Consider the following 21605-nt stretch of genomic DNA (forward strand, 5'->3'; position numbering starts at 1 on the left):
CGCGGCGCCGGCGGTCCGTCCGAACGTGCCGTCGCCGTCTCACCGGTGTCGGCACCGGTGTCGGCACCGGTGCCGACACCGGAGGTCTGCCCGCCCGTCTCCTCCGCTGCTCCGTCCATCGCATGCATCGCGTCCATCGCATGCATCGCGTTGGCCGTGGGCGTCGCGTTGGTCCCGGCGATCGCGGACCCGCCCGATCTCGGGACGCCCGGCCGGCCCTCGCCGTCCGTCCGCGCCACCCACCCCCTGTCGTACGCGTGCCAGCCGAGTTGGAGTCTGGTCGTCACGCCGGCCAGCTCCATGAGGCCCTTCACCCGTCGCTGGACCGTGCGGAGGCCGAGATCGAGCTGCTTGGCGACGCTCGCGTCCGTCAGCCCGGCGAGCAGCAGGGACAGGATCTCCAGGTCCGTGGCGTCCGGGACGGCGGGTCCGTCCTCCGCCATGTCGCCGTACCCGCCGAGGCGCAGCGGCAGCGCCTCCCTCCACACGGCCTCGAAGAGGCCCGTCAGCGACTCCAGCAGTCCGCCTGCGCGGATCACCAGAGCCGCCGGCTCCGAACCGCGGCCGGCCAGGGGAGCCATTGCCAGCGCCCGGTCGGCGACGACGAGTTCGGCGGGCACCCGGTCCACCACCCGGACCTGTGCACCGCGGCCGAGCGAGGACGACATCTCGGCCGGTCCGGCCGGCAGCGCCAGTGTCTCCTGTTCGACGACCACGCGGTAGGTGACGACGCCCGGTCCCGCCCGCAACTCCGCCTCGTCGTCCGCTCCGGAGAAGACCACCGGTTGCCCGGTGACGAGAGCGCACACCTCTTCGGACGCGCCCAGGCGGAGCTGGCGCAGGCGGTGGGCCACCGCGCGGGCGCCGGAGACCGCCTCGACCAGGTCGTGCACGGGCAGTTCCGCGGTCTCCGACCGGTACTCGTGCGCCAGCAGCGACGCGGCGAGTTCCGCCTGTTCGAGTTCCTGCCGGTGCCGGGTGAGCAGGGCGCCGAGCGCGACCCCCGGCGGGGCGGCCACCCAGCGGTCGGCGCGTGCCGACGACCGGGCGGCCAGCCCCTGGTGTTCCAGCAGGCGCAGCACCCGCTCGGTCTCCGCCTCCGGGAGCGCCAGGCGGCGCGTCAGATCGGCCACCTCCGCGGCACCCAGCGCCACCAGCGCGCGGTAGGCCGATTCCAGCCTCGCGTCGAGACCAATTGCTCCCAGCACCCCTGAGTCCTCCCCGGATCTCACCGTTCCGCCTGCCGCGGGCACGATCGTGGCGGAGATCGGTCACGGCGTGAACCCGCCGCCCACATCATCCCCGCAGTGCGGCCGGAAGATCCGTCGCCCTGCCCGCGGAGCGTGTGTACGACGTGTGCCGATCGCCTCGGCACCCCGCCGCGCCCGCTCGGACGGGGACCGGTCCGGCCCGGCGCACCCGCCACCGGGCCGGGTTCCGCGGAATACGCCGTTTTCGCAAGGCTCTTGCGGTGGACAATGAGGGTATGAGTCAGCAGGGGGAGAGGCCCGCCGCGGGCGACGACTGGTGGAACCGGCTGTACGACGAGTCCGCCCCGGACGCCGGCCCCGCCGCCGTGGGCGACACGCTCGACGACCGTTACGACTCCGCGGTGGACACCGTCGGCCCCGAAGGCCCCGAAGGCCCCGAAGGCCCCGAAGGCCCGGTAAGTCCGGTAGGCCCGGTAGGCACCTGGTGGGGCCCGTCCCGCCGAGGCGCCGCCCCCTGGGAGGCGTCCACCGCCCCGCGTACCCCTGACCCGGGCGGGGACCCGCCCATGTCCCGCGCGGGGTCCGGGCCGTGTACGTCCGCGAAGTCGCCCGTACCGCCATCCGCGCCATCGCCGCCGGGCGCGCCGCCGGGCGCGCCGCCGGGCGCGTCGTCGGGGGCGTCGTCGGGGGCGTCCGCGTCCGATCCGCGTACCCCGGTGGACTACGCCGATCCGCCGCCCGTGCCCGCTTCCGTGCCCCTCGCCGATCCGCCGCCCGTGCCTCCGGCTCCCGCCCGGCCGCCGTCCGTACCACTGTCCGCGCCGCCGTCGGTACCGCCGCCCGTACCGCCGTCCGACTCCCGTACCGGGTCCGGGCCCTCCGCGGCCGTCGTTCCCCCGTCGCGCCCGCCGGCCTCACCCGCACCGGCCCCCGCCGAGCCCCCGCCCGTGCCGCCCCGGCGGGACCGTGCGGGGGAGCCCCCCGCGAAGCCCCCGCGGCGGCCCGCGGCAGCGCCGCCCGCCGCCGCACCCCCCGATCCGGAGAGGGAGAGCCGCACCGCGGGGCGGCTCGGGCCCGTGCCGCGGGGCCGGCGCAAGGAGGTCGCGGACCGGGGGAGGGCCGGGTATGTGGGGGACCGGCCGCCCACCTACGACGCCGAGCCCACCGCACTGCCCGCCGCCGATCCGCGGCAGCTCGACGGGCTCGTCGCGGACACCGTGCTGGACGGCGCCCGGTACGGCGCGTTCACCCTGCGGGCAGCCTCCGTCCGCGGCGACTCGGCCCGCTACCGCGGTGAGCACCGCCGCGACGCGCTCCTCACCGCGCGCTTCGGGGCCGGTGAGGGCGCTCTCCTGCTGGTCGCCGTGGCCACCGGAGCGCGGGCCGCGGAGGGGGCGCACCTCGCCGCCGCCGACGCCTGCCGCTTGATCGGCGATGCCGTCGGCCGCAGCCACAGCCGGCTGGCCGAGGACATAAGGGCCGGTCGGCGCGGCGACCTCAAGTCGGGGCTCCACCGGCTCACCGACCGGTCCTTCGGCAGGCTCCGCGCCAGCGCGGCCGAACTGGGCGTTCCTCCGGAGGAGTACACGGCGAGCCTGCGGTGCCTGCTGCTGCCCGCCGACCACGCCTGCCGCACGCGGGTGTTCTTCGGCGTCGGCGCCGGGGGCCTGTTCCGCCTCCGCGACGGCGGCTGGCAGGACCTGGAGCCGTCTCCTCCCGACGCCCTCTCCGGCGAACCGGTCGTCGGCTATGGCTCCCCGCCCCAGGAGACCCGCGAGGGCGACCGGCTCACCATGGATCTGGGCGTGACGACGCCTCCGTCGCCGCACATCGACGCGCCCGTCCCACCCCCGGCGGAGCCCTTCCGGTTCCGCGCCTCGGTGGCCCGCCCGGGTGACACCCTGCTGCTCTGCAGCAGCGGGCTGGCCGACCCGATGCACGGCGAGCCGGCGTTCGCCGGGGAACTGGCGGCGCGCTGGGCGGAGACGGAGCCGCCCGGTCTCGCCGCGTACCTGGCCGACATCCAGCTGAGGGTGAAGGGTTACGCCGACGACCGTACGGCGTGTGCCGTCTGGGATGCGTGACCGCCATGGCTCGATGGCGAGCGCCGTGCCCGCGGGCCGCCGCCGGGCTCCGGGTGGAGAAGCCGGAACGGCCGGCGGGTGCCCTCGGGGACGACGCCCCAGCGCACGACGGTCCGGCCCGTCGACATCGTCGACCTCGTCACCGACCCGGACGTCCTGTCCATCCCGTCGAAGATCAGTGCCGAGACGGTGACCGGCTTCACGCTCCGCGCCGACAGGATCGTGCCGGACTGCGGTCGAGAACAGCGGCGAACGGTGGCGAACGGTCACGAGAAGTGGCGATCATCTGTGAATGGCGGTGAACAGTGGTGAACAGTGGTGAACAGTGGTGAACAGTGGTGAACGGGGGCGAGCGGTCCGGATGGTCGGGACGGCTCGCTCGAACTTGCGGAATGTACCGCCTTGGTGACGGTGCGTGAAATCGGCAGGCGTGACTGCACGGTGGCGGGGCATGCATTCCGGCAGTGCCTGTTCGAGCCGGACGGGACGACTGACTGAAGGGACCGTTCCGACGTGCGGTGGGGGAGAATGGCGGGGCGTCAAGGCAGCTCGGGAGCGGCGCAGTTGCGGCGCAGCGTCCGGCGCGCGGACCTCAGGGCGGTAGCGGAGGTGAGGAGGGCGCTGCGGGCCCTCCTGGGGCACTGGGGCGAGCCGGGCTCGGCCGAGGTGGCGGAGCTGCTGACCAGCGAACTGGTGACGAACGCGCTGGTGCACACGGAGGAAGGGGCCGTCGTCACGGCCACGGTGGCACCCGCACGACTCCTCGTCGAGGTGCGGGACTTCACGGCCGGGCTGGTGGAAGCGCCCGGTGAGCCGGTGCCAGACGAGAGCACGCACGGCAGGGGCCTGCTGCTGGTGCAGAGCCTGGCCGACGCGTGGGGGGTCCGGGCCCACGGACTGGGCAAGGCGGTCTGGTTCGAGCTGCGCCCCGGGCGGGCGTGACGCGTGAGCGTCGTACACGGAGTCGGTCTCGGGCCGGATCTGCGCCCGGGCGGGCATGACGCGCGAGCCCGGGGGCGGGGCGCGCCCCATACGCCCACCATATGACCGCGGGTGGGGCCCGTGGTGGGCCCCACCCGCGGTCATATGGTGGGCGGCCGCTGGTGGATCAGCGGCCGATCAGCGGTCGATCACTGTTGGTCGGTTGTCGATCGGTGGCCGGTCGGTGGCCGGTCGGTGGAGAGGCGGCGGTCCGGGGTCAGCCGAACTGCTGCTCAAGGTGCTTGAGTTTGCGTTCAAGGGAGTCCAGGCGGGGAAGCGCCTGGGTGTCGTCCTCGGCCGTCAGGTCGACCGTGACCGGGTCACTGGTCTTGACCGCCTCGAGGGAGAGCCTTGAGCGCGACGGCAGTTGTCCCGGCTCTGCTATGGCAGGCTCCGCGACGGGCTCGACGGCCGGGGCGGAACCCGAGTGCCCACCGCCCGAGCCGGTGGTGACCTCCACCTGCCGGCCGCCGCGCCGGCCCCATGCCCGGTGCTGCCGGCTGAGCGCCCGCAGCCGGGCCCGCTCCAGCTTCTCCCGCTCGCGCCTGCGCATGCGCTCCTGCTCCTTCTGCCGCCGGTCCTCGCGCACTTCCTCGACCGCCTCATCGAGGGTGCGGACGCCCTCCAGCAGCATCAGCGACCAGGCGCCGAAGGTCTCGCGGGGCGCCCGCAGCCACCGTACGACCCGGATCTGCGGCAACGGGCGGGGAACCAGGCCCTGTTCGCGCAGCGCGGCCCTGCGGGTCTGCTTCAGGGCGCGGTCGAAGAGCACCGCCGCGGACAGCGACATGCCGGCGAAGAACTGCGGCGCACCGTCGTGGCCGAGCCCGCGCGGAGCGTGGACCCAGTTGAACCAGGCCGCGGCTCCCGCGAACAGCCACACCAGGATGCGCGAGCCGAGCGCCGCGTCGCCGTGGCTGGCCTCGCGCACCGCGAGTACCGAGCAGAACATCGCGGCGCCGTCGAGGCCGAACGGGACCAGGTACTCCCAGCCTCCGGACAGGTTCAGGTTCTGCCGGCCGAAGCCGACCAGACCGTGGAACGACAGCGCCGCGGCGACGGCGGCGCAGCAGAAGAGGAGCACGTAGGAAGCGGTGGCGTAGAGGGCCTCCTTGCGTCTGCGGCGCTCCTCGCTGCGCTCCCAGGAGTCCTCGGTCGCGGCCTTGTCGCGGGCGCGCTTGCCGCGCGCGAGCACCACCACCGCCGCCACCACCCCGGCGAGCATCACACCGCCCGGGAGCAGCCAGTCGAGCGATATGTCGGTCAGTCTCATCGGGAACCTCCGGGAGACCCCTGCCTTCGGGCGGGGGAGGATTCGGACTCCTGCGGAGCGGGGCGGGAGAGCCGAGTCGCCACCAGGGTGATTCGGTGTCCACCACCGACAGCCCGTCAGGTGGTCACAAGCTGGTGCGGTAGTTGGCGAGCGGTGACCGCTCGCACGAAGCGGGCTTTCGGTACCGCCTCTGACCGGCCGATGCGCAGGCAGCCGAGCTGTCGCGCACGTCCGGAAGCGTGGGCGGAAGGTCTACAACATGGCGATCGAGGTCCGTGCCGAGGTGTGGGTGCGGCAGGAACGGGTCAACTATAGCCAGTCGTAGGCGATGCCGACGGCGCGGTGTAACACCGGGCATCCCGGCCTCCGCCGCGGCTTGCCCCCGGCCCGGGGCCGGCTGACGCTCCGCCGGTTGCGGTGTCCCGGCGGGGGGCGGCCTGTGGAGTCGGTATGAGACCTCAACGGAAGTCCTCCCGTACGGGGGCAGTCGGCGACCGGGCGGGATCCCCGTGGCGAGCCGTGGGAATCCCCTCCGCCGCGACGGTGCCACGGTGCGACGGTGGGGTGGTGGGTCGGGGCCGGGGGGAGGAATGCGGTGCCCCCGCCTCGGTGCCGTGTGGTGTTCCTCGCCCGCCATACTTGCGCAAGTGCCCTCGCGCGCACGGGCTTTCCCGGCAAGAGGACGCCAACAGGTGTGCGGGCCCTCCGAATAGGTGCTGCCACCTCGAACGTGCCTGCGGGCGACGGGAACGGGGTTCGACCGCCGTCGCTGGGGCGGCTCCGGATGCCGATGGCGTCCCGCCGGGTGGTGCAGGTGGCCAAGGGGGCGGAGTTTGCGGGTGGGAGACGGTGACTCGGCCGGATCGGGCGTTCGACCCGATTCAGCGGGACCTGTCGTGGGTTGCCGCCTCCACGGAGATCGCCATGCGCCCCGAACCGGAATGTGGAGCACCTGGTCACCTGCACCACTTCGCGGGGCGCGACCGGATGCCCGGGCGCCGGGGAGCGGTGCCGGGGAAAGGCCCCGGGGAGCGGTGCCGGGATGCCCCGGGGGATGTCAGTCCCGGGCGGCGAGCCGCCGCACACGGTCGGCGTCGCAGGTGCGAGGACAGGTGACACAGGTGTCCTCGGGGCGCAGTGTGTAGAACATGCAGCAGCTCGCCCGGTCCCTGGTGGGCAGCGGCTCCCCGGACGGACCGGTGAGTTCGCGGAAGCCGGCCGTGCCGACGTACGGCCTGGTGGTGCCGGGCAGCAGAGCCGCCAGCTCCGCCATCGCGCGGCGCTCCTCGCCGAGGAGGTGCGCCACGTACCAGAGGCCCTCGACGATCTCGTCCGTGGCCATGCCCCACAGTGCCCGCCGCCCCCGCCGCATGCGCGGGCCGAAGCCGTCGAGGACCGGCTCCAAGTGCTCGGCGACGGCGTTGCGCACCTCCGCGCGCAAGGCGTCCTCGTCGGCGACCACCCGCGCGGCCGGAAGCGCGGCAGCGGGATCGCCGGGCAGGCAGGCGAAGCCGCGCACGCGGACGGCCATCCGGCCGCGGGACCGCTGGTACGCGACGTCCTCGACCGGGAGCCGAGGCACCCGCCGCTCCAGGAACCACGGGACCGTGACCAGCAGGCAGGCAGGCCAGGCATAGCGGTGGAGCCCGAAGCTCGCCACGACGTCCTGACGGGCCCGCTGCCCGTAGTCCCGGAGCACCTGTGCGCTGTCCCACGCCAGGAACGCGTCGAGAGCCGCGCCGCCCGCCGCCAGGTCCTCCGCCGCGACCCAGCCGGGTCCGCGCGGCGTCGGCTCCCCGTCCGCGAGCTGCCGCACGCCGAGACCGGGGAACACCGCGGACATCCGCGCATACGCGCCGGCCAGGGGCGCCGTGGACGCGGAAGGGTCGGAGGGGGCGGAGGGGGCGGAGGGGGCGGGAGGCCGCGCGTCGTGGAGAGCAGCGGGGACCGTCATACGAGGACCACCGAATCGCGATCGTTGGCAGGTTAGCCTTACCTTACCCGACGTGATCCGTGTTTGAACTGTGACCCCGGCCCCCTATCGTGCACGCAGGGCCCGCGCCGTCTGCCGGGCCCGCGACACAGCCGGAGGAGAACCCGAGTGGACCAGGGCCAAGCGCGCGTCCGCGCCGCGGCGCCGCCTTCCGCGTCCGCGTGTGCTCCAGGGCAGACGAGGGCGGCGCACGGGCCCCGCCCCGTCCCGGGCACCGCCCCGGCCCCGGGCCCGGGCACCGCCCCGGCCCCGGAGCCTGCTCCTTCGCACGGCGGGCCTGCGGCCCACGGTGAGCCTGCGGCCTACGGCGGGCCTCCGGGGCAGAGCGGGCCTCCGGGCCACGGCGGGCTCGCCGGGCACGGCGCGGCCTACTCGTATGGACCGGGTCGGGGTCCGGGTCCGGGTCCGGCTTCGGGTTCGGTTGTGGGGCCGGCAGACGAGCCGGGCCCGGCGCATGGCCGGACGCCCTCGTATGGACCGGCTCCCGCGCACCGCCCGGCTCCGGTCCGGGCCGACCAGCCCGCGCCGGAACTCCGACACCGTCCCGCGACGGGGCCCCCACCCCGGCAGGGGCCCGTTCCGGTCCCCGGGCAGGCCCGCGAGGAGTGCGACCCCGGCGCCCGGCCGTTCTCCGGCGGGCGGGGGAGCGGCCTGGACGGGGGACCGGGCCGGGGGCCGTCCGGCACCGACGGCCCCGTCCCGCGCAGACGTGAAGAGGGGGCGGAGGCCGCGTCCGCCGCCCGGGCCCGCGGTGAGCACACCCATGGCGAGCCCCCGGCGCCCGGCACGGTCGTCCGTCGCCACTCCGTGCGCGGCCAGGTACTGGACGCGCTTCGTGCGGCTCTCGTCAGCGGCGAACTGCGCCCCGGCGAGGTCTACTCGGCGCCCGTGCTCGGCGAGCGGTACGGCGTCTCCGCCACCCCCGTACGCGAGGCGATGCAGCAGCTCGCCGTCGAAGGAGCGGTCGAGACGATCCCGAACCGGGGCTTCCGCGTGGTCGTGCGCACGGTCCGGGAACTGGCCGAACTCGCCGAGGTCCGCTGCCTCATCGAGGTTCCGGTGATGCTGAGGCTCGCCCGTACCGTCCCGCCCGCGTGCTGGGCCGAACTCGTCCCGCTCGCCGAGGCGACCACCGCCGCCGCCGCGACCGGCGACCGGGCGGGCTATGCGGAGTCCGACCGCGCCTTCCACCGCGCCGTGCTCTCGCTCGCCGGGAACGAACAGCTCGTCGCCGTCGCGGACGACCTCCACCGCCGCTCCCAGTGGCCTCTCCTCAACTCACCCGCCCCCCGCCGGGCGGACCTGGTGGCCGACGCGGCCGAGCACGCGGCGCTGCTGGACGCGCTCATGGCGCAGGACCTGCCCGTGGTGGCCTCCCTGGTACGGGAGCACTTCAACGGCTCGGGACACTAGGCGCGGCCGGTGCCGCTCGTCGCCGGCGCGGAGGACACTCTCCTCCTGGTCACGGCACGCTGTTCCCGGTCACGGCACGTTCCCCGCGCCGACCGCCGCAGCCCGTGCGTCGCGGCCCGGCGCCGGAAAGCTCCCGGCACGGTGCGCTGCCGGGACGGCCCCGGACGCCCGCGGGTACGGGCTCACTTGTAGCGCCGGTCGAAAGGCTCCCGGGACGGCCCCGGACGCCCGCGGGTACGGGCGGGCTGCCCGGCGTGCCACGCCGCCGGGGCGGTCCCGGGCCGGTCCGGCGCCCGTAGTGTCGCGCTCGAGTGTCACGCCGCGGGGGCCGGCGGGGCCAGCTGGTCCGCGAGCCAGGTCGGGACGCCGCCGAGCAGCCGGAAGAGGCGGGCCGCCTCGGTCCGGAGGCGGGAGGCCTCCGGCTCGGGCTGCGCGTCGGCGAGCGCCGCCAGCGCCGGGGCCGTTCCGATCAGATAGCCCAGCTCCTCGCGGATGCGCAGGGACTCGGCGAACCCCTGCCGTGCCTCGGCGAGTTCGCCGTCGCGCAGGGCGAGCGCGGCGAGATGGCGCCAGGTGAAGGACAGCAGCAGCATGTCCCCGTGGGCGAGGGCACCGGCGTGGGCGCGGTGGTAGGCCGCTCGGGCGGCCTGGGCGGAGTCCGCGAGGTGCTCGGCGACCAGGCCGCGCCGGAAGTCGAGGAGCGGCCGGCCCGCCGCGTCCGGCGCGAGCAGCGCCGCCGCGCGGCCGAGGGCGGCGCGGGCCTCGTCGGCCCGATCACGGACGCCCAGCACGGTGCAGGCGTAGGCGAGTTGGCCGCGCTCGCAGGCGGCAGAGCCGCGCTCGCCGTCGTCGCGCGCAGCGGCCTCCGCCGTGCGCAGGGCGTCCTCCGCGTCCGCCCACCCGGCGCCGGTGAATAGGCAGCGCTCCACGAGGAGCGAGGCGCGTTGCAGGGCCGGCGCGGCGGACGCCGCGTGGGGGGCGAGCAGGGCTGCCGCGTCCGTCCAACAGCCGCGCGAGCGCAGCCGCCATACCGCGGTCTGGAGTGGATCGTCACCTGCTGTGGCTCCGGAACCAGACATGGCGGTATACGCCACATTGCCCTCCCCAAGCGCGCCATTGTGCTGTTGAGTCAGACGGAATCAGAGCACGGATCGGGTCGCAGGGCCAAGAGGTCTGGTGAACCAATTCACAATCGCCGGGTGCGGGATCGGTGAAGGCCGTGCAATTCCGGTGCGATACGGGATCGGTGGCAGCATCGCAGACAATCGGGTGAACGCATGTACGCCGCTTGACGGGGGCTCATCGCGCGGGGGCGCGTAGCGAATCCCCTTGCGCAGCCGTGTGCGTCTGCGCCCCCGGCCGTGACCGGATCCTGGCTGTGCCCCTGGCCGTGACCGGACCCCGACTGCGACCTCGGCCGTGACCGGATCCTGGCTGTGCCCCTGGCCGTGACCGGATCCTGGCTACGACCCCGACTGAGACCGGACCTCGGCCGTGACCGGCCCTCGGCTGCGTCCCCGGCCGTGACCGGACCCCGTCCGCGACCCCGGTGCGACCGGGCCCCGACTGAGACCGGACCTCGGCCGTGACCGGCTCCCGGCTGCGTCCCCGGCCGTGACCGGACCCCGTCCGCGGCCGCGGCCGCCGGGAGCCTCCGCCGGACGGTCCCCGGCCGCTTCGGTCCCGGGCCGCTTCGTCCCGGGCCGCTTCAGCTCATCCGCAGGGCCAGGAAGAAGTCGAGCTTGTCCTCCAGCCGCGACAGGTCCCGGCCCGTGAGCTGCTCGATCCGTCCCACCCGGTAGCGCAGCGTGTTCACATGCAGATGGAGCCGGTTCGCGCAGCGTGTCCAGGAACCGTCGCAGTCCAGGAAGGCCTCGAGCGTCTCGATCAGCTCGGCGCGGTGGCGGCGGTCGTAGTCGCGCAGCGGGTCGAGCAGCCGGGCCGTGAAGGCCCTGCGCACGTCGTCGGGGACGAACGGCAGCAGCAGGACGTGGGACGCCAGCTCGTGATGGCCGGCCGCGCACACCCGGCCCGGGCGTGCGGCGGCGACGCGGCGGGCGTGCCGGGCCTCCTCCAGGGCGCCGCGCAGCCCTTCCGCGGAGTGGACGGCGGCACTGACGCCGAGGGTGAGGCGGCCGTCGTCGGCGAGCCCGGCGGAGAGTGTTTCGCGGACGGCGGCGAGCAGGGCGTCCGCGTGCAGCCCGGTGCGGTCCTTGCCGGGTTCCGGCCCTCCGGCGCGCCCCTCCCCGGCGCGCCCCTCCCCGGCGTGTCCTGTGTCGTCCGGCCCGGCGTGTCCCTCGCCGTCCGGCCCGGCGTGCCCCTCACCGCCGTGTCCCTCGCCGTCCGGCGATCCCCCGGCGGCGCCGGCCGCCGGGAGCGGGACGAGTGCGACGGCCTCCGTGCCGGTGTGGGCGACGGCGATCCGGTCCGCGGTCTCCGAGCCCGGGTCCGCCGGGTCTACGAGGATCTCCTCCAGGAGCACCTGGGCCGCCGGGCCGCTCTCGACGGGAGAGCCGCCCCGTGCGTCCCAGTCGACGCGGGCCACCACGACCTGCCAGTGGGGCGCCGTGCCGAGGCCCGGCAGCAGGACGGGGGCGGCGACCCTCAGCCTGGCGGCGATCTCGGCGGGCGGGGCGCCGGTCTGGACGAGTTCCAGGACCTCCTGGGCGAGGCGGCGCCGCACGGTGCGGGCCGCGTCCCGCCGGTCCCGTTCGACGGCGATCAGCTGGGTGACGCCCTGGAGCAGGTCGAGCCGGGCGGCCGGCCAGTCGGCCGCGTCGGCCTCCACGGCCAGCAGCCAGTCGGACAGCACGGTCTCCCGGACGTCCCGGGAGGCCGGTGCGGCGGCCCGGCCCGTGTTCCGGATCGGGAAGAGCGAGTACGTGGTACCGCCGACCGTCGCGCGGTGCGGCCCGCGCCGTCCCGTGCGGGTCGCGGCCAGATGTTCGGCGGCCAGCGCGGCTCCGGCGCCGGGCGCCAGCGGCTCACCGGCCCCCGCGATCCGGCGGCCGGTCGGGGAGAGGACCCAGGCGCGCAGGTCCAGGTCGGAGCCGAGGAGGTCGAGCACCACCTCGGGGCCGCCGCCCGCAGGGCCCGAGGTCATCAGCCGGCGGTGGCGGTCGACCACGGCGGCGAGGTCACCGGCCCGCTCTCCCGACACCTGGCGCACCACATGCTCGGTGATCGTCGCGAACGCGACGTCCTCGTTCACGGCGAAGAGCGGCAGCCTGTGCCGCTCGCAGGCCAGGACCAGGTCGTCCGGGATGCCGGCGAGTTCCGCCTCGCCCGCGGCCAGTCCGACGACGCCCGCGCTTGCGAGAATGCGTACGAAAGGCTCGGAATCATCGGCGCCGCGCCGCCAGGCGAGCCCGGTGAGCACGAGTTCACCGCCCGAGAGGTAGCGGCTCGGGTCACGCAGGTCGGTCGTCATGACACCGCGGACGGTGCGGTCCAGCTCGTCGTCGCCGCCGAGCAGCCGCAGTCCCAGCGCCTCGGTCTCCAGCAGTGCGCGCAGCCGCATCTCGTCGCCGCCGATCTGTCGTGTCGTGCCGTTGGGCCGTGGTGAGGGGAGTGCCGGGGTTTCAGGAGGAAATCGGACCGGTTGTCGGCCTCCGCCTTTCGTTCGAATCTACAAGACGAGGGTGGCGACCAGCCAACTCCTTCATGGTTTCGGTGACTGCACCCGGCGGGGCGGTGCTTGTGTACTGGGCCGCACCGCGTTAACAGGACATGAACATCCCGCCAGGGCCGGCCGTCCCCGGGCCCCAGTGAACGACTTACTCACGTAGAAGAGAGCCACCATGGACTTCCTTCGCCCCGCCAGCTGGGAGGAGGCGCTCGCCGCGAAGGCCGAGCACCCCGCCGCTGTGCCCATCGCGGGTGGCACCGACATCATGGTCGAGATCAACTTCGACCACCGGCGGCCGGAGCACCTCCTTGACCTGAACCGCATCACCGAACTCGGCGAGTGGGAAGTGGGCGAGGAGAGCGTCCGGCTCGGCGCCTCCGTCCCGTACACGCGGATCATGGAAGACCTCCGGACCGAGCTGCCCGGTCTGGCGCTCGCCTCCCACACCGTCGCCTCGCCGCAGATCCGCAACCGCGGCGGCGTGGGCGGCAACCTGGGCACCGCGTCCCCCGCCGGCGACGCCCATCCGGCCCTGCTGGCCGCCGGCGCCGAGGTCGAGGCGGAGTCGGTGCGGGGGAGCAGGCTCATCCCGATCGACGCGTTCTACACCGGGGTGAAGCGCAACGCGCTCGCCCCGGACGAACTCATCAGGGCCGTCCACGTCAGGAAGGCGGACGGACCCCAGCAGTACTCGAAGGTCGGCACCCGCAACGCCATGGTCATCGCCGTGTGCGCCTTCGGTATCGCGCTGCACCCCGGGACCCGCACGGTGCGCACCGGCATCGGCTCCGCCGCGCCCACCCCGGTGCGCGCCGAGGCCGCCGAGGAGTTCCTCAACGCCGCGCTCGAGGAGGGCGGCTTCTGGGACAGCGGCAGGATCATCACTCCCTCGGTCGCCAGGCAGTTCGCGGAGCTCGCCTCCGGCGCCTGCAACCCGATCGACGACGTCCGCGGCACCGCGCGATACCGCAGGCACGCGGTCGGCGTCATGGCCCGGCGCACGCTCGGCTGGACCTGGGAGCAGTACCGCGGAAGCGGCCGCACGCTTGAAGGAGCTGCATGACCATGCGGGTGAATTTCACGGTCAACGGCCGTCAGCAGGAAGCCGACGACGTGTGGGAGGGCGAGAGCCTCCTCTACGTGCTCCGCGAGCGCCTGGGGCTGCCCGGTTCCAAGAACGCCTGCGAGCAGGGCGAGTGCGGTTCCTGCACGGTCCGCCTCGACGGCGTCCCGGTGTGCGCCTGCCTGGTCGCGGCCGGGCAGGTCGAGGGCCGCGAGGTCGTCACCGTCGAGGGCCTGGCGGACTTCGCCCGGCAGCGCGCCGAGCACGGACACGGCGGATGCGCCACGGGCGCCTGCGGCACGCCGCTTCAGGAGGCCCGGCGGTGGAACGCCGGCGGAACGGACTCGCAGACCGGCGAGGGCGCCGAACTGTCCCCCGTCCAGCAGGCGTTCATCGACGCGGGCGCCGTGCAGTGCGGCTTCTGCACCCCGGGCCTGCTGGTCGCCGCCGACGAACTGCTGGAGCGCAACGGCTCCCCGTCCGACGCGGACATCCGCGAGGCGCTCTCCGGCAACCTGTGCCGCTGCACCGGCTACGAGAAGATCCTCGACGCGGTCCGCCTCGCGGCCGCCCGCCAGGGAGAGGCGGTCTGACACCATGGCACCCGACACACGGGCCGACGCCGCCCCGGCCGGCACCCCCACCAAGGTCACCCAGGGCTCGCAGACCAGGGGCGGCATCGGCGAGTCCACCCTGCGCCCCGACGGCACCCTCAAGGTCACCGGCGAGTTCGCCTACTCCTCGGACATGTGGCACGAGGACATGCTGTGGGGCCAGACACTGCGCTCCACCGTCGCGCACGCCGAGATCCGCTCCATCGACGTCTCCGAGGCGCTGGCCGTGCCCGGCGTCCACGCGGTCCTCACCTACGACGACCTGCCCACGGACACGAGGAACTACGGACTGGAGATCCAGGACACGCCCGTCCTCGCGCACCGGAAGGTACGCCACCACGGCGAGCCGGTGGCCCTGGTCGCCGCAGACCACCCCGAGACCGCCCGCCGCGCCGCCGCCAAGATCAGGATCGACTACGCCGAGCTGCCGCTGATCACCGACGAGGCGTCGGCGACGGCCCCCGGCGCCGTCCTCGTCCACGAGGGCCGCGACGACCACCACATCGGCCACGTCCCGCACCCGAACATCGTGCACCGCCAGCCCATCGTCCGCGGCGACGCGGCCCGGGCCCGCGAGCGCGCCGACGTCATCGTCGAGGGCGAGTACGTCTTCGGCATGCAGGACCAGGCCTTCCTCGGCCCGGAGTCCGGGCTCGCCGTGCCCGGCGAGGACGGCGGTGTCGACCTGTACGTCGCCACCCAGTGGCTGCACTCCGACCTCCGCCAGATCGCCCCGGTCCTCGGCCTGCCCGAGGAGAAGGTGCGGATGACGCTCTCCGGCGTCGGCGGGGCCTTCGGCGGCCGCGAGGACATCTCCATGCAGATCCACGCCTGCCTCCTCGCGCTGCGCACCGGCAGGCCCGTGAAGATGGTCTACAACCGCTTCGAGTCCTTCTTCGGCCATGTGCACCGGCACCCGGCGAAGCTGTACTACGAGCACGGCGCCACCAGGGACGGCAAGCTCACCCATCTGAAGTGCCGGATCGTCCTGGACGGCGGCGCCTACGCGTCGGCGTCCCCGGCGGTCGTCGGCAACGCCTCCTCGCTCTCGGTCGGCCCGTACGTCGTCGACGACGTCGACATCGAGGCCATCGCCCTCTACACCAACAACCCGCCCTGCGGCGCGATGCGCGGCTTCGGCGCGGTGCAGGCGTGCTTCGCCTACGAGGCCCAGATGGACCGGCTCGCGGCGGAGCTGGGCATGGATCCGGTGGAGTTCCGGCAGCTCAACGCCATGGAGCAGGGCACGATCATGCCCACCGGGCAGCCGGTGGACTCCCCGGCGCCGGTCGCGGAACTGCTGCGCCGCGTCAAGGCCCGCCCGCTGCCGCCGGAGCGCCAGTGGGAGATCGCGGGCGGCGAGGCCGATGTGCGCGCCCTGCCCGGCGGACTGTCCAACACCACCCACGGCGAGGGCGTCGTCCGCGGCGTCGGCTACGCCGTCGGCATCAAGAACGTCGGCTTCTCCGAGGGGTTCGACGACTACTCGACGGCCAGGGTCCGCATGGAGGTCGTCGGCGGCGAGCCGGTCGCCACCGTGCACACCGCGATGGCGGAGGTCGGCCAGGGCGGTGTCACCGTCCACGCCCAGATCGCCCGCACCGAGCTGGGCGTCACCCGGGTGACCATCCACCCGGCCGACACCCGGGTCGGCTCCGCCGGATCCACCTCCGCCTCCCGCCAGACGTACGTCACCGGCGGCGCGGTGAAGAACTCCTGCGAGCTGGTCCGCGACAAGGTCCTGGAGATCGGCCGCCGCAGGTTCGGCTCCCACCACCCGGCCTGGGCCACCGCCGAACTGCTGCTCGAAGACGGCAAGGTCGTCACCGACGCCGGCGAGGTCCTCTCCGACCTGGTGGACGTGCTTCAGGACGAGGCCGTCGAGGTGGAGGCCGAGTGGCGGCACCGCCCGACCGAGGCCTTCGACCTGCGCACCGGCCAGGGCAACGGCCACGTCCAGTACTCCTTCGCGGCGCACCGCGCCGTCGTGGAGGTGGACACCGAACTCGGCCTGGTGAAGGTGGTCGAGCTGGCCTGCGCCCAGGACGTCGGCAAGGCGCTCAACCCGCTGTCCGTCGTCGGGCAGATCCAGGGCGGCACCACCCAGGGACTGGGCGTGGCCGTCATGGAGGAGATCATCGTCGACCCGAAGACCGCGAAGGTGCGCAACCCCTCCTTCACGGACTACCTGATCCCGACCATCCTCGACACCCCGACCATCCCGGTCGACGTGCTCGAACTCGCCGACGAGCACGCCCCGTACGGGCTCCGCGGCATCGGCGAGGCGCCGACCCTGTCCTCCACCCCGGCCGTCCTCGCGGCGATCCGCGACGCGACGGGCCTGGAACTCAACCGGACGCCGGTACGCCCGGAGCACCTCACCGGCACCTGAGCCGCCGGGGTTCCGGGGCACCACCGTCCCCCGGAACCCCCGCCGCCGACGGGGGCACACAAGGACCTCCGGGGACCAGTCCCCGGGAAGCCGGGCGGCGCACAAGGCGCCCGGCACCAGCAGCACCCGAAGAACTGCGGACCGGACCCCGAGGGGTCCCGCTCCCGCAGACCGTTCGTCTCGGGCCGTCCCCCGGGTCGTGCAGCCAGCGCAAGATCCCAAATCCCGCGGCTCGAGCGAGGTCTCGACTGCCCCGCGGGTGCCCCTGTGAACCTTGGGAGTAGGCAACCATGACCCAGTCGTCAGTGGAGCCGAGAACCGCCGCTGAGGACGCCGGCTCCGGCTCGCGCGTCCCCGCCGGGCGGTCCTGGCTCGACCGGTACTTTCACATCTCCGAAAGAGGATCGACTCTCGCGCGCGAGGTGCGCGGCGGCATCACCACCTTCATGGCGATGGCGTACATCCTCCTGCTCAACCCCCTGATCCTCAACGGCGAGGACGTCGCGGGCAACGTCCTCAGCCAACCTGGGCTCATCACCGCGACCGCCTTCGCGGCCGCGGCGACCACCCTGCTGATGGGCTTCGTCGGCAAGGTCCCGCTCGCCCTCGCGGCCGGCCTGAGCGTCTCCGGCGTCCTCGCCTCGCAGGTCGTCCCCCAGATGACCTGGCCGCAGGCGATGGCCATGTGCGTGATGTACGGCCTGGTGATCTGCCTGCTGGCGGTCACCGGCATGCGCGAGCTGATCATGAACGCGATCCCGCTCGCACTCAAGCACGGCATCACCATGGGCATCGGCCTGTTCATCGCGCTGATCGGCCTGGTCAAGGCCGGATTCGTCGGCAAGGGCGCGGAGTTCGGCCCGCCCGTCACCCTCGGCGTCGGCGGCGAACTCGCCGGCTGGCCGGTACTGGTCTTCTGCTTCACCCTGCTGCTGATCTTCATGCTCCAGGCCCGTGCGATACCCGGCGCCATCCTCGTCGGCATCGCCGTCGGAACCGTCGTCGCGGTCGCCGTCCACAACATCGCCGGCCTCGACGCCAAGGCCTGGAACATGTCCCCGCCGGAACTCGCCGGCGGCGCCGTCTCCATGCCCGACTTCTCGCTCTTCGGGCACGTCGAGTTCGGCGGCTGGGGCGACATCGGCGTGATCACCGTCGGGTTCATCGTCTTCACCCTGGTGCTCGCCGGCTTCTTCGACGCGATGGCCACCATCATCGGCGTCGGCACGGAGGCCAGGCTGACCGACGAGCGCGGCCGGTTGCCGGGCCTGTCCAAGGCCCTCTTCATCGACGGCGCGGGCGGTGCGATCGGAGGTGTCTCCGGCGGCTCCGGGCAGACCGTGTTCGTCGAGTCCGCCACCGGCGTCGGCGAGGGCGCGCGGACCGGCCTCGCCTCGGTCGTCACCGGACTGTTCTTCGCCGCCTGCCTCTTCTTCACCCCGCTCACCGCGATCGTGCCGCCCCAGGTCGCCTCCGCGGCCCTGGTCGTCATCGGCGCGATGATGATGCAGAACGCCCGGCACGTGGACTGGGCAGACCGCGCCGTCGCCGTCCCGGTCTTCCTCACCGTCGTGCTGATGCCGTTCACGTACAGCATCACCCCCGGTGTCGCCGCGGGCGTCATCTCCTACGTCGCCATCAAGGTCGCCCAGGGCAGGTCCCGGGAGGTGGGCGGCTTCATGTGGGGCCTGACCGCGATCTTCGTCGTCTTCTTCGCCCTCAATCCGATCGAAGGCTGGCTGGGCGTCCACTGAGCCCGGCCGCGTCCTCCACGCATCCACCACCCCGAGGAGACCGACATGCTGGACATCGCCGACGAGCTGAGCCGGTGGGCCGGGCAGGGACGTGACTTCGCCGTCGCCACCGTCGTGGCCGTCGGCGGCAGCGCACCCCGCCAGCCCGGTGCCGCGCTCGCCGTCGACGGCGACGGCACGGCGATCGGCTCGGTCTCCGGAGGATGCGTGGAGGGCGCCGTCTACGACCTGTGCCGGCAGGCGCTCGCGGACGGCCGGTCCGTCCTGGAGCACTTCGGCTACAGCGACGACGACGCCTTCGCCGTCGGACTGACCTGCGGCGGCACCATCGACGTCCTCGTCACCCCGGTCCACGCGGACTCCCCCTCCCGCGACGTCCTCGCGGCGGCGCTGGCCGCCGCCGCACGAGGGGAGGCCGCGGCGGTCGCGCGGATCACCGACGGGCCCGGCGAACTGATGGGCCGCGCACTCCTGGTCCGCGCCGACGGCTCCTGCGAAGGCACCCTCGGCGGCCACCCCGAACTCGACCGCACCGCCGCCGCCGAGGCCCGCGCCCTGCTGGAGGCCGGGCGCACGGGCACCACCGGCATCGGCGCGGACGGCTCCCGCTGCGGCCGCCCGCTCACCCTGCTCGTCGAGTCCAGCGTCCCCGCCCCGCGGATGATCGTCTTCGGGGCCGTCGACTTCGCCTCCGCTCTCGTCCGCGTCGGCAAGTTCCTCGGCTACCACGTGACCGTGTGCGACGCCCGCCCCGTCTTCGCCACGCGGACCCGCTTCCCCGAGGCCGACGACATCGTCGTCGCATGGCCGCACCGCTACCTCGAGTCGACCGGGGTCGACGGCCGCACGGTGCTCTGCGTCCTCACCCACGACGCCAAGTTCGACGTACCCCTGCTGGAGCGGGCGCTGCGGCTGCCCGTCGCCTACGTCGGCGCGATGGGCTCGCGCCGCACCCACGAGGACCGCAACGCCCGGCTGCGCGAGGCGGGCGTCGGCGAACCCGAACTCGCCAGGCTGCGCTCGCCGATCGGGCTCGACCTCGGGGCCCGTACGCCCGAGGAGACCGCGGTGTCCATCGCGGCGGAGATCGTCGCGGGCCGCCGCGGCGGCAGCGGCGCCCCACTGGCGGGCGCACACACACCGATCCACCACGACGGCCCGCGCACACCCGCCCCGGCCGTCGGGTCCGTCGCCTGACACCGGGGCGCCGCCGCCGCCGGTGGGCCGGGCGTGGGTGACGGTTCATGGCCGTACGGCTTCCCGGGCCTTCGCCGGGACGCTCCGGCGCCAGCTTCGGCCCGCTCTGGCCGGCTCCGGCCCGACGTCGCACGAGCGCGAATCGGGTGAACGGGGCGGATTGGGTGATCCTGGTGGGGCGTGCGGGGCGTGCGCGGGGCGGACCGTCCCGCAGGTGCCCGCGGGTCGGCGGTGCCGGCCCGGCGGGAGGCGTCCGCAGGCTGGAGACGTCCGTAGTTTTGTGACGTCCGCAGGCTGGGGGCGTCCGTAGGTTTGTGACGTCCGTAGGTTGGAGATGCCCGTGGGTTGGGGGCGTCCGCCCGGCCGCCGCCCGGGCGGACGAGGGCGGCAAGAGATCAGTCGGTTCGGCCGTTTCCGTCTGTTCGTCTGTTCGGCCTGTTCGGCCTGTTCGGCCTGTTCGGCCTGTTCGGCCTGTTCGGCCTGTTCGGTCTGATCCCTCGGTTGGGCCGTTCCGGTCGGTTCCCTCGGTAGGGCCGGCACGGCTCAGCCCCTCACCTCGCCCGGCGCCGCCCCGATGTCGCCGTCAGGGCGCCCAGCAGTCCCGCGAGGATGCCCCAGCCGAGGCCGATGCCCACCGCCGCCCAGAGCCGGGGTTGCAGCGACACCTCTCCGTCGAGTCCCGCGAGGTCGCCGACGCCGAGGAGCGAGAGCCCGTAGTGCGCGGCGATGCGGCCGGTGAGGCACACGACGAGCATGGTGAGGGCCAGGGCCGCGCCCATGCGCAGGGCGTGTTCCCGGGGTCTCGTCCGGGCGGGCGAGCGAGCCGCCATGAGGAAGGCCGCCGCGGGCACCAGCACCGCCGCGACGACCACCAGCCACCATGCCCGCGCGTCCTGCTCGGCCAGGGTGGCCACGTTCAGCGTGGTGCGGTCCTCCCCGCGCAGCATCGTGTCGAGCACCTGCGGAACCGGCAGCCCGAACGGCCCTTCCACCCTGCCCTCCCAGGTCGCTCCCATGCCGAGGGTGAGCGCCGGCCAGGCGAGGTTGGGCAGGCCGAGCAGGACCACCGCGAAGGTCCGGCGCGGGTGCCCCTGGGTCGCCGCGTCCACGATGCCCGCGACCAGCCCGACCACGACATACGCCAGCAGCAGCCACACCATGGCGTATGCGGCGGGTCCCACCGTCTCCCGGACGCCCGCAAGCCGCGGGGGCAGTGCGGCCCTGCGGGACGCCAGCAGGGCCAGGGCTGCCACGCCGATCAGCCAGAGCAGTCCGTACAGCAGACTGGGCCCCGTCTCGGCACGGAAGCCGACCCGGGGAGCGATGTCCAGGAACTCGCCGATGCCGGTCAGCAGGGAGTCCCCGTCGAGCGGGATCCGGAACGTCGTGCGCGCCGCGGCGGTCAGCCCCGCCAGGGCCGCCAGCCACAGGACCGCCAGCCGGGCGAACCGGCCGAGCACCTCGCGGGTACCCGCCACGGCGCGGTGCCGCAGCGGCCGCAGGAACGCCGTCCCCGCCACCAGGGCTCCCACCAGGCTCACCGACAGCGGCATCACGGAGAGTTCGGCCTGCGACCGGGCCAGGAACCCCGCGTCCCCGGTGAGCGCCACCTCACCGCCGGCCGCCAGGACCACGACGGCCGCCACGACCCGGGGGAAGGCCCCGCCGGGAAGGTCCGCCGCACCCGCCGCCCACAGCCCGGCCGCGGCCACGGCGAGCATCGCGGCGAATCCCGCCACGACCGCCACCAGCGCGTCACGCCAGTCGCGCAGGCCGTTCGCGGCGCCGCGCCGGGGAGTGGTGGGCTGACGGCTCACGCTGCCACCGTAGGCAACGGGAAGCCCTGCCGCGCGCCCGGCTGGTCCGACCGGTTCGCCCCGCGGTCCCGGCGGCTCTCAGCCCTTCCGTCCTGCCGGTCCGGCGCGCGGGGCACACAGCGGCCCGGCACGCAACGGGTGGAAGAGCCCTCGGACTCCGGCATGGCCGGTGGGGCCCGGGACTT

The 21605-nt window shown here is 74.3% G+C and carries 13 protein-coding genes and 2 pseudogenes; 9 read left to right on the forward strand and 6 right to left on the reverse strand.

Annotated elements, in window-relative coordinates:
• Positions 1–230: 230 nt before the first annotated feature.
• Positions 231–1208, reverse strand: a pseudogene (locus DDQ41_RS26525) (helix-turn-helix transcriptional regulator); the annotation flags it as partial.
• Positions 1209–1486: 278 nt separating this feature from the next.
• On the opposite strand from DDQ41_RS26525, the gene DDQ41_RS26530 reads away from it, so the two are divergent.
• The 3 genes and pseudogenes from DDQ41_RS26530 to DDQ41_RS26540 all read left to right on the forward strand — a co-directional run bounded on the left by DDQ41_RS26530 (position 1487) and on the right by DDQ41_RS26540 (position 4237).
• Positions 1487–3295 carry a protein phosphatase 2C domain-containing protein gene (locus tag DDQ41_RS26530; RefSeq protein WP_109296724.1) on the forward strand — a complete coding sequence of 603 codons (1809 nt, stop codon included), beginning with the start codon at positions 1487–1489 and terminating at the stop codon, positions 3293–3295.
• Between the two features lie 38 nt (positions 3296–3333).
• Positions 3334–3607: pseudogene (locus DDQ41_RS26535) on the forward strand (hypothetical protein); the annotation flags it as partial.
• Positions 3608–3823: 216 nt separating this feature from the next.
• Positions 3824–4237 (forward strand): ATP-binding protein, encoded by a 414-nt coding sequence (locus tag DDQ41_RS26540; protein ID WP_172607557.1) that lies wholly within the window; start codon positions 3824–3826, stop codon positions 4235–4237.
• A 256-nt stretch (positions 4238–4493) separates the two neighbouring features.
• Here the strand turns inward: DDQ41_RS26540 and DDQ41_RS26545 are convergent, their stop codons facing one another.
• Both DDQ41_RS26545 and DDQ41_RS26550 read right to left on the reverse strand, forming a co-directional pair.
• Positions 4494–5549, reverse strand: a complete 1056-nt coding sequence (locus DDQ41_RS26545) for a DUF2637 domain-containing protein (RefSeq protein WP_109296727.1) — start codon at positions 5547–5549, stop codon at positions 4494–4496.
• A 1057-nt stretch (positions 5550–6606) separates the two neighbouring features.
• On the reverse strand, positions 6607–7392 hold the full coding sequence (locus DDQ41_RS26550) for a (2Fe-2S)-binding protein (RefSeq protein WP_262508688.1): 786 nt from the start codon (positions 7390–7392) through the stop codon (positions 6607–6609).
• Positions 7393–8193: 801 nt separating this feature from the next.
• On the opposite strand from DDQ41_RS26550, the gene DDQ41_RS26555 reads away from it, so the two are divergent.
• The gene (locus DDQ41_RS26555) at positions 8194–8955 is read left to right on the forward strand and encodes a GntR family transcriptional regulator (RefSeq protein WP_262508689.1); all 762 of its coding nucleotides are present in this window, start codon (positions 8194–8196) and stop codon (positions 8953–8955) included.
• Between the two features lie 314 nt (positions 8956–9269).
• On the opposite strand, the gene DDQ41_RS26560 is transcribed toward DDQ41_RS26555, so the two are convergent.
• Together DDQ41_RS26560 and DDQ41_RS26565 are read right to left on the reverse strand one after the other, a co-directional pair.
• Positions 9270–10034 (reverse strand): hypothetical protein, encoded by a 765-nt coding sequence (locus DDQ41_RS26560; RefSeq protein ID WP_174720326.1) that lies wholly within the window; start codon positions 10032–10034, stop codon positions 9270–9272.
• Positions 10035–10663: 629 nt separating this feature from the next.
• Positions 10664–12475 carry a PucR family transcriptional regulator ligand-binding domain-containing protein gene (locus tag DDQ41_RS26565; protein WP_109296729.1) on the reverse strand — a complete coding sequence of 604 codons (1812 nt, stop codon included), beginning with the start codon at positions 12473–12475 and terminating at the stop codon, positions 10664–10666.
• Between the two features lie 280 nt (positions 12476–12755).
• Here DDQ41_RS26565 and DDQ41_RS26570 point away from each other — a divergent pair, with 280 nt between their 5' ends.
• From DDQ41_RS26570 to DDQ41_RS26590, 5 genes are all read left to right on the forward strand, one after another.
• Positions 12756–13646, forward strand: a complete 891-nt coding sequence (locus tag DDQ41_RS26570) for an FAD binding domain-containing protein (protein WP_109296730.1) — start codon at positions 12756–12758, stop codon at positions 13644–13646.
• A 2-nt stretch (positions 13647–13648) separates the two neighbouring features.
• Positions 13649–14239, forward strand: a complete 591-nt coding sequence (locus DDQ41_RS26575) for a (2Fe-2S)-binding protein (RefSeq protein ID WP_109296731.1) — start codon at positions 13649–13651, stop codon at positions 14237–14239.
• 4 nt (positions 14240–14243) lie between these two features.
• Complete coding sequence (locus DDQ41_RS26580) at positions 14244–16652, forward strand: xanthine dehydrogenase family protein molybdopterin-binding subunit (RefSeq protein ID WP_109296732.1); 2409 nt, start codon at positions 14244–14246, stop codon at positions 16650–16652.
• 290 nt (positions 16653–16942) lie between these two features.
• Positions 16943–18406: an NCS2 family permease gene (locus DDQ41_RS26585; RefSeq protein WP_109296733.1), complete on the forward strand. Its 1464-nt coding sequence runs from the start codon at positions 16943–16945 to the stop codon at positions 18404–18406.
• Between the two features lie 45 nt (positions 18407–18451).
• Positions 18452–19603: an XdhC family protein gene (locus tag DDQ41_RS26590; protein WP_109296734.1), complete on the forward strand. Its 1152-nt coding sequence runs from the start codon at positions 18452–18454 to the stop codon at positions 19601–19603.
• 551 nt (positions 19604–20154) lie between these two features.
• Here DDQ41_RS26590 and DDQ41_RS26600 read toward each other — a convergent pair.
• A complete protein-coding gene (locus DDQ41_RS26600; RefSeq protein ID WP_109296736.1) occupies positions 20155–21420 on the reverse strand; it encodes a streptophobe family protein in 1266 nt (421 codons plus the stop codon).
• Positions 21421–21605: the final 185 nt, after the last annotated feature.

The sequence above is a fragment of the Streptomyces spongiicola genome, assembly GCF_003122365.1.
Lineage (GTDB): Bacteria > Actinomycetota > Actinomycetes > Streptomycetales > Streptomycetaceae > Streptomyces > Streptomyces spongiicola.

Coding starts and splice junctions, on each gene's coding strand:
- DDQ41_RS26530 (WP_109296724.1), top strand. CDS start 1,487: ATGAGTCAGCAGGGGGAGAGGCCCGCCGCGGGCGACGACTGGTGGAAC.
- DDQ41_RS26540 (WP_172607557.1), top strand. CDS start 3,824: ATGGCGGGGCGTCAAGGCAGCTCGGGAGCGGCGCAGTTGCGGCGCAGC.
- DDQ41_RS26545 (WP_109296727.1), bottom strand. CDS start 5,549: ATGAGACTGACCGACATATCGCTCGACTGGCTGCTCCCGGGCGGTGTG.
- DDQ41_RS26550 (WP_262508688.1), bottom strand. CDS start 7,392: ATGTCCGCGGTGTTCCCCGGTCTCGGCGTGCGGCAGCTCGCGGACGGG.
- DDQ41_RS26560 (WP_174720326.1), bottom strand. CDS start 10,034: ATGTCTGGTTCCGGAGCCACAGCAGGTGACGATCCACTCCAGACCGCG.
- DDQ41_RS26565 (WP_109296729.1), bottom strand. CDS start 12,475: ATGCGGCTGCGCGCACTGCTGGAGACCGAGGCGCTGGGACTGCGGCTG.
- DDQ41_RS26570 (WP_109296730.1), top strand. CDS start 12,756: ATGGACTTCCTTCGCCCCGCCAGCTGGGAGGAGGCGCTCGCCGCGAAG.
- DDQ41_RS26575 (WP_109296731.1), top strand. CDS start 13,649: ATGCGGGTGAATTTCACGGTCAACGGCCGTCAGCAGGAAGCCGACGAC.
- DDQ41_RS26580 (WP_109296732.1), top strand. CDS start 14,244: ATGGCACCCGACACACGGGCCGACGCCGCCCCGGCCGGCACCCCCACC.
- DDQ41_RS26585 (WP_109296733.1), top strand. CDS start 16,943: ATGACCCAGTCGTCAGTGGAGCCGAGAACCGCCGCTGAGGACGCCGGC.
- DDQ41_RS26590 (WP_109296734.1), top strand. CDS start 18,452: ATGCTGGACATCGCCGACGAGCTGAGCCGGTGGGCCGGGCAGGGACGT.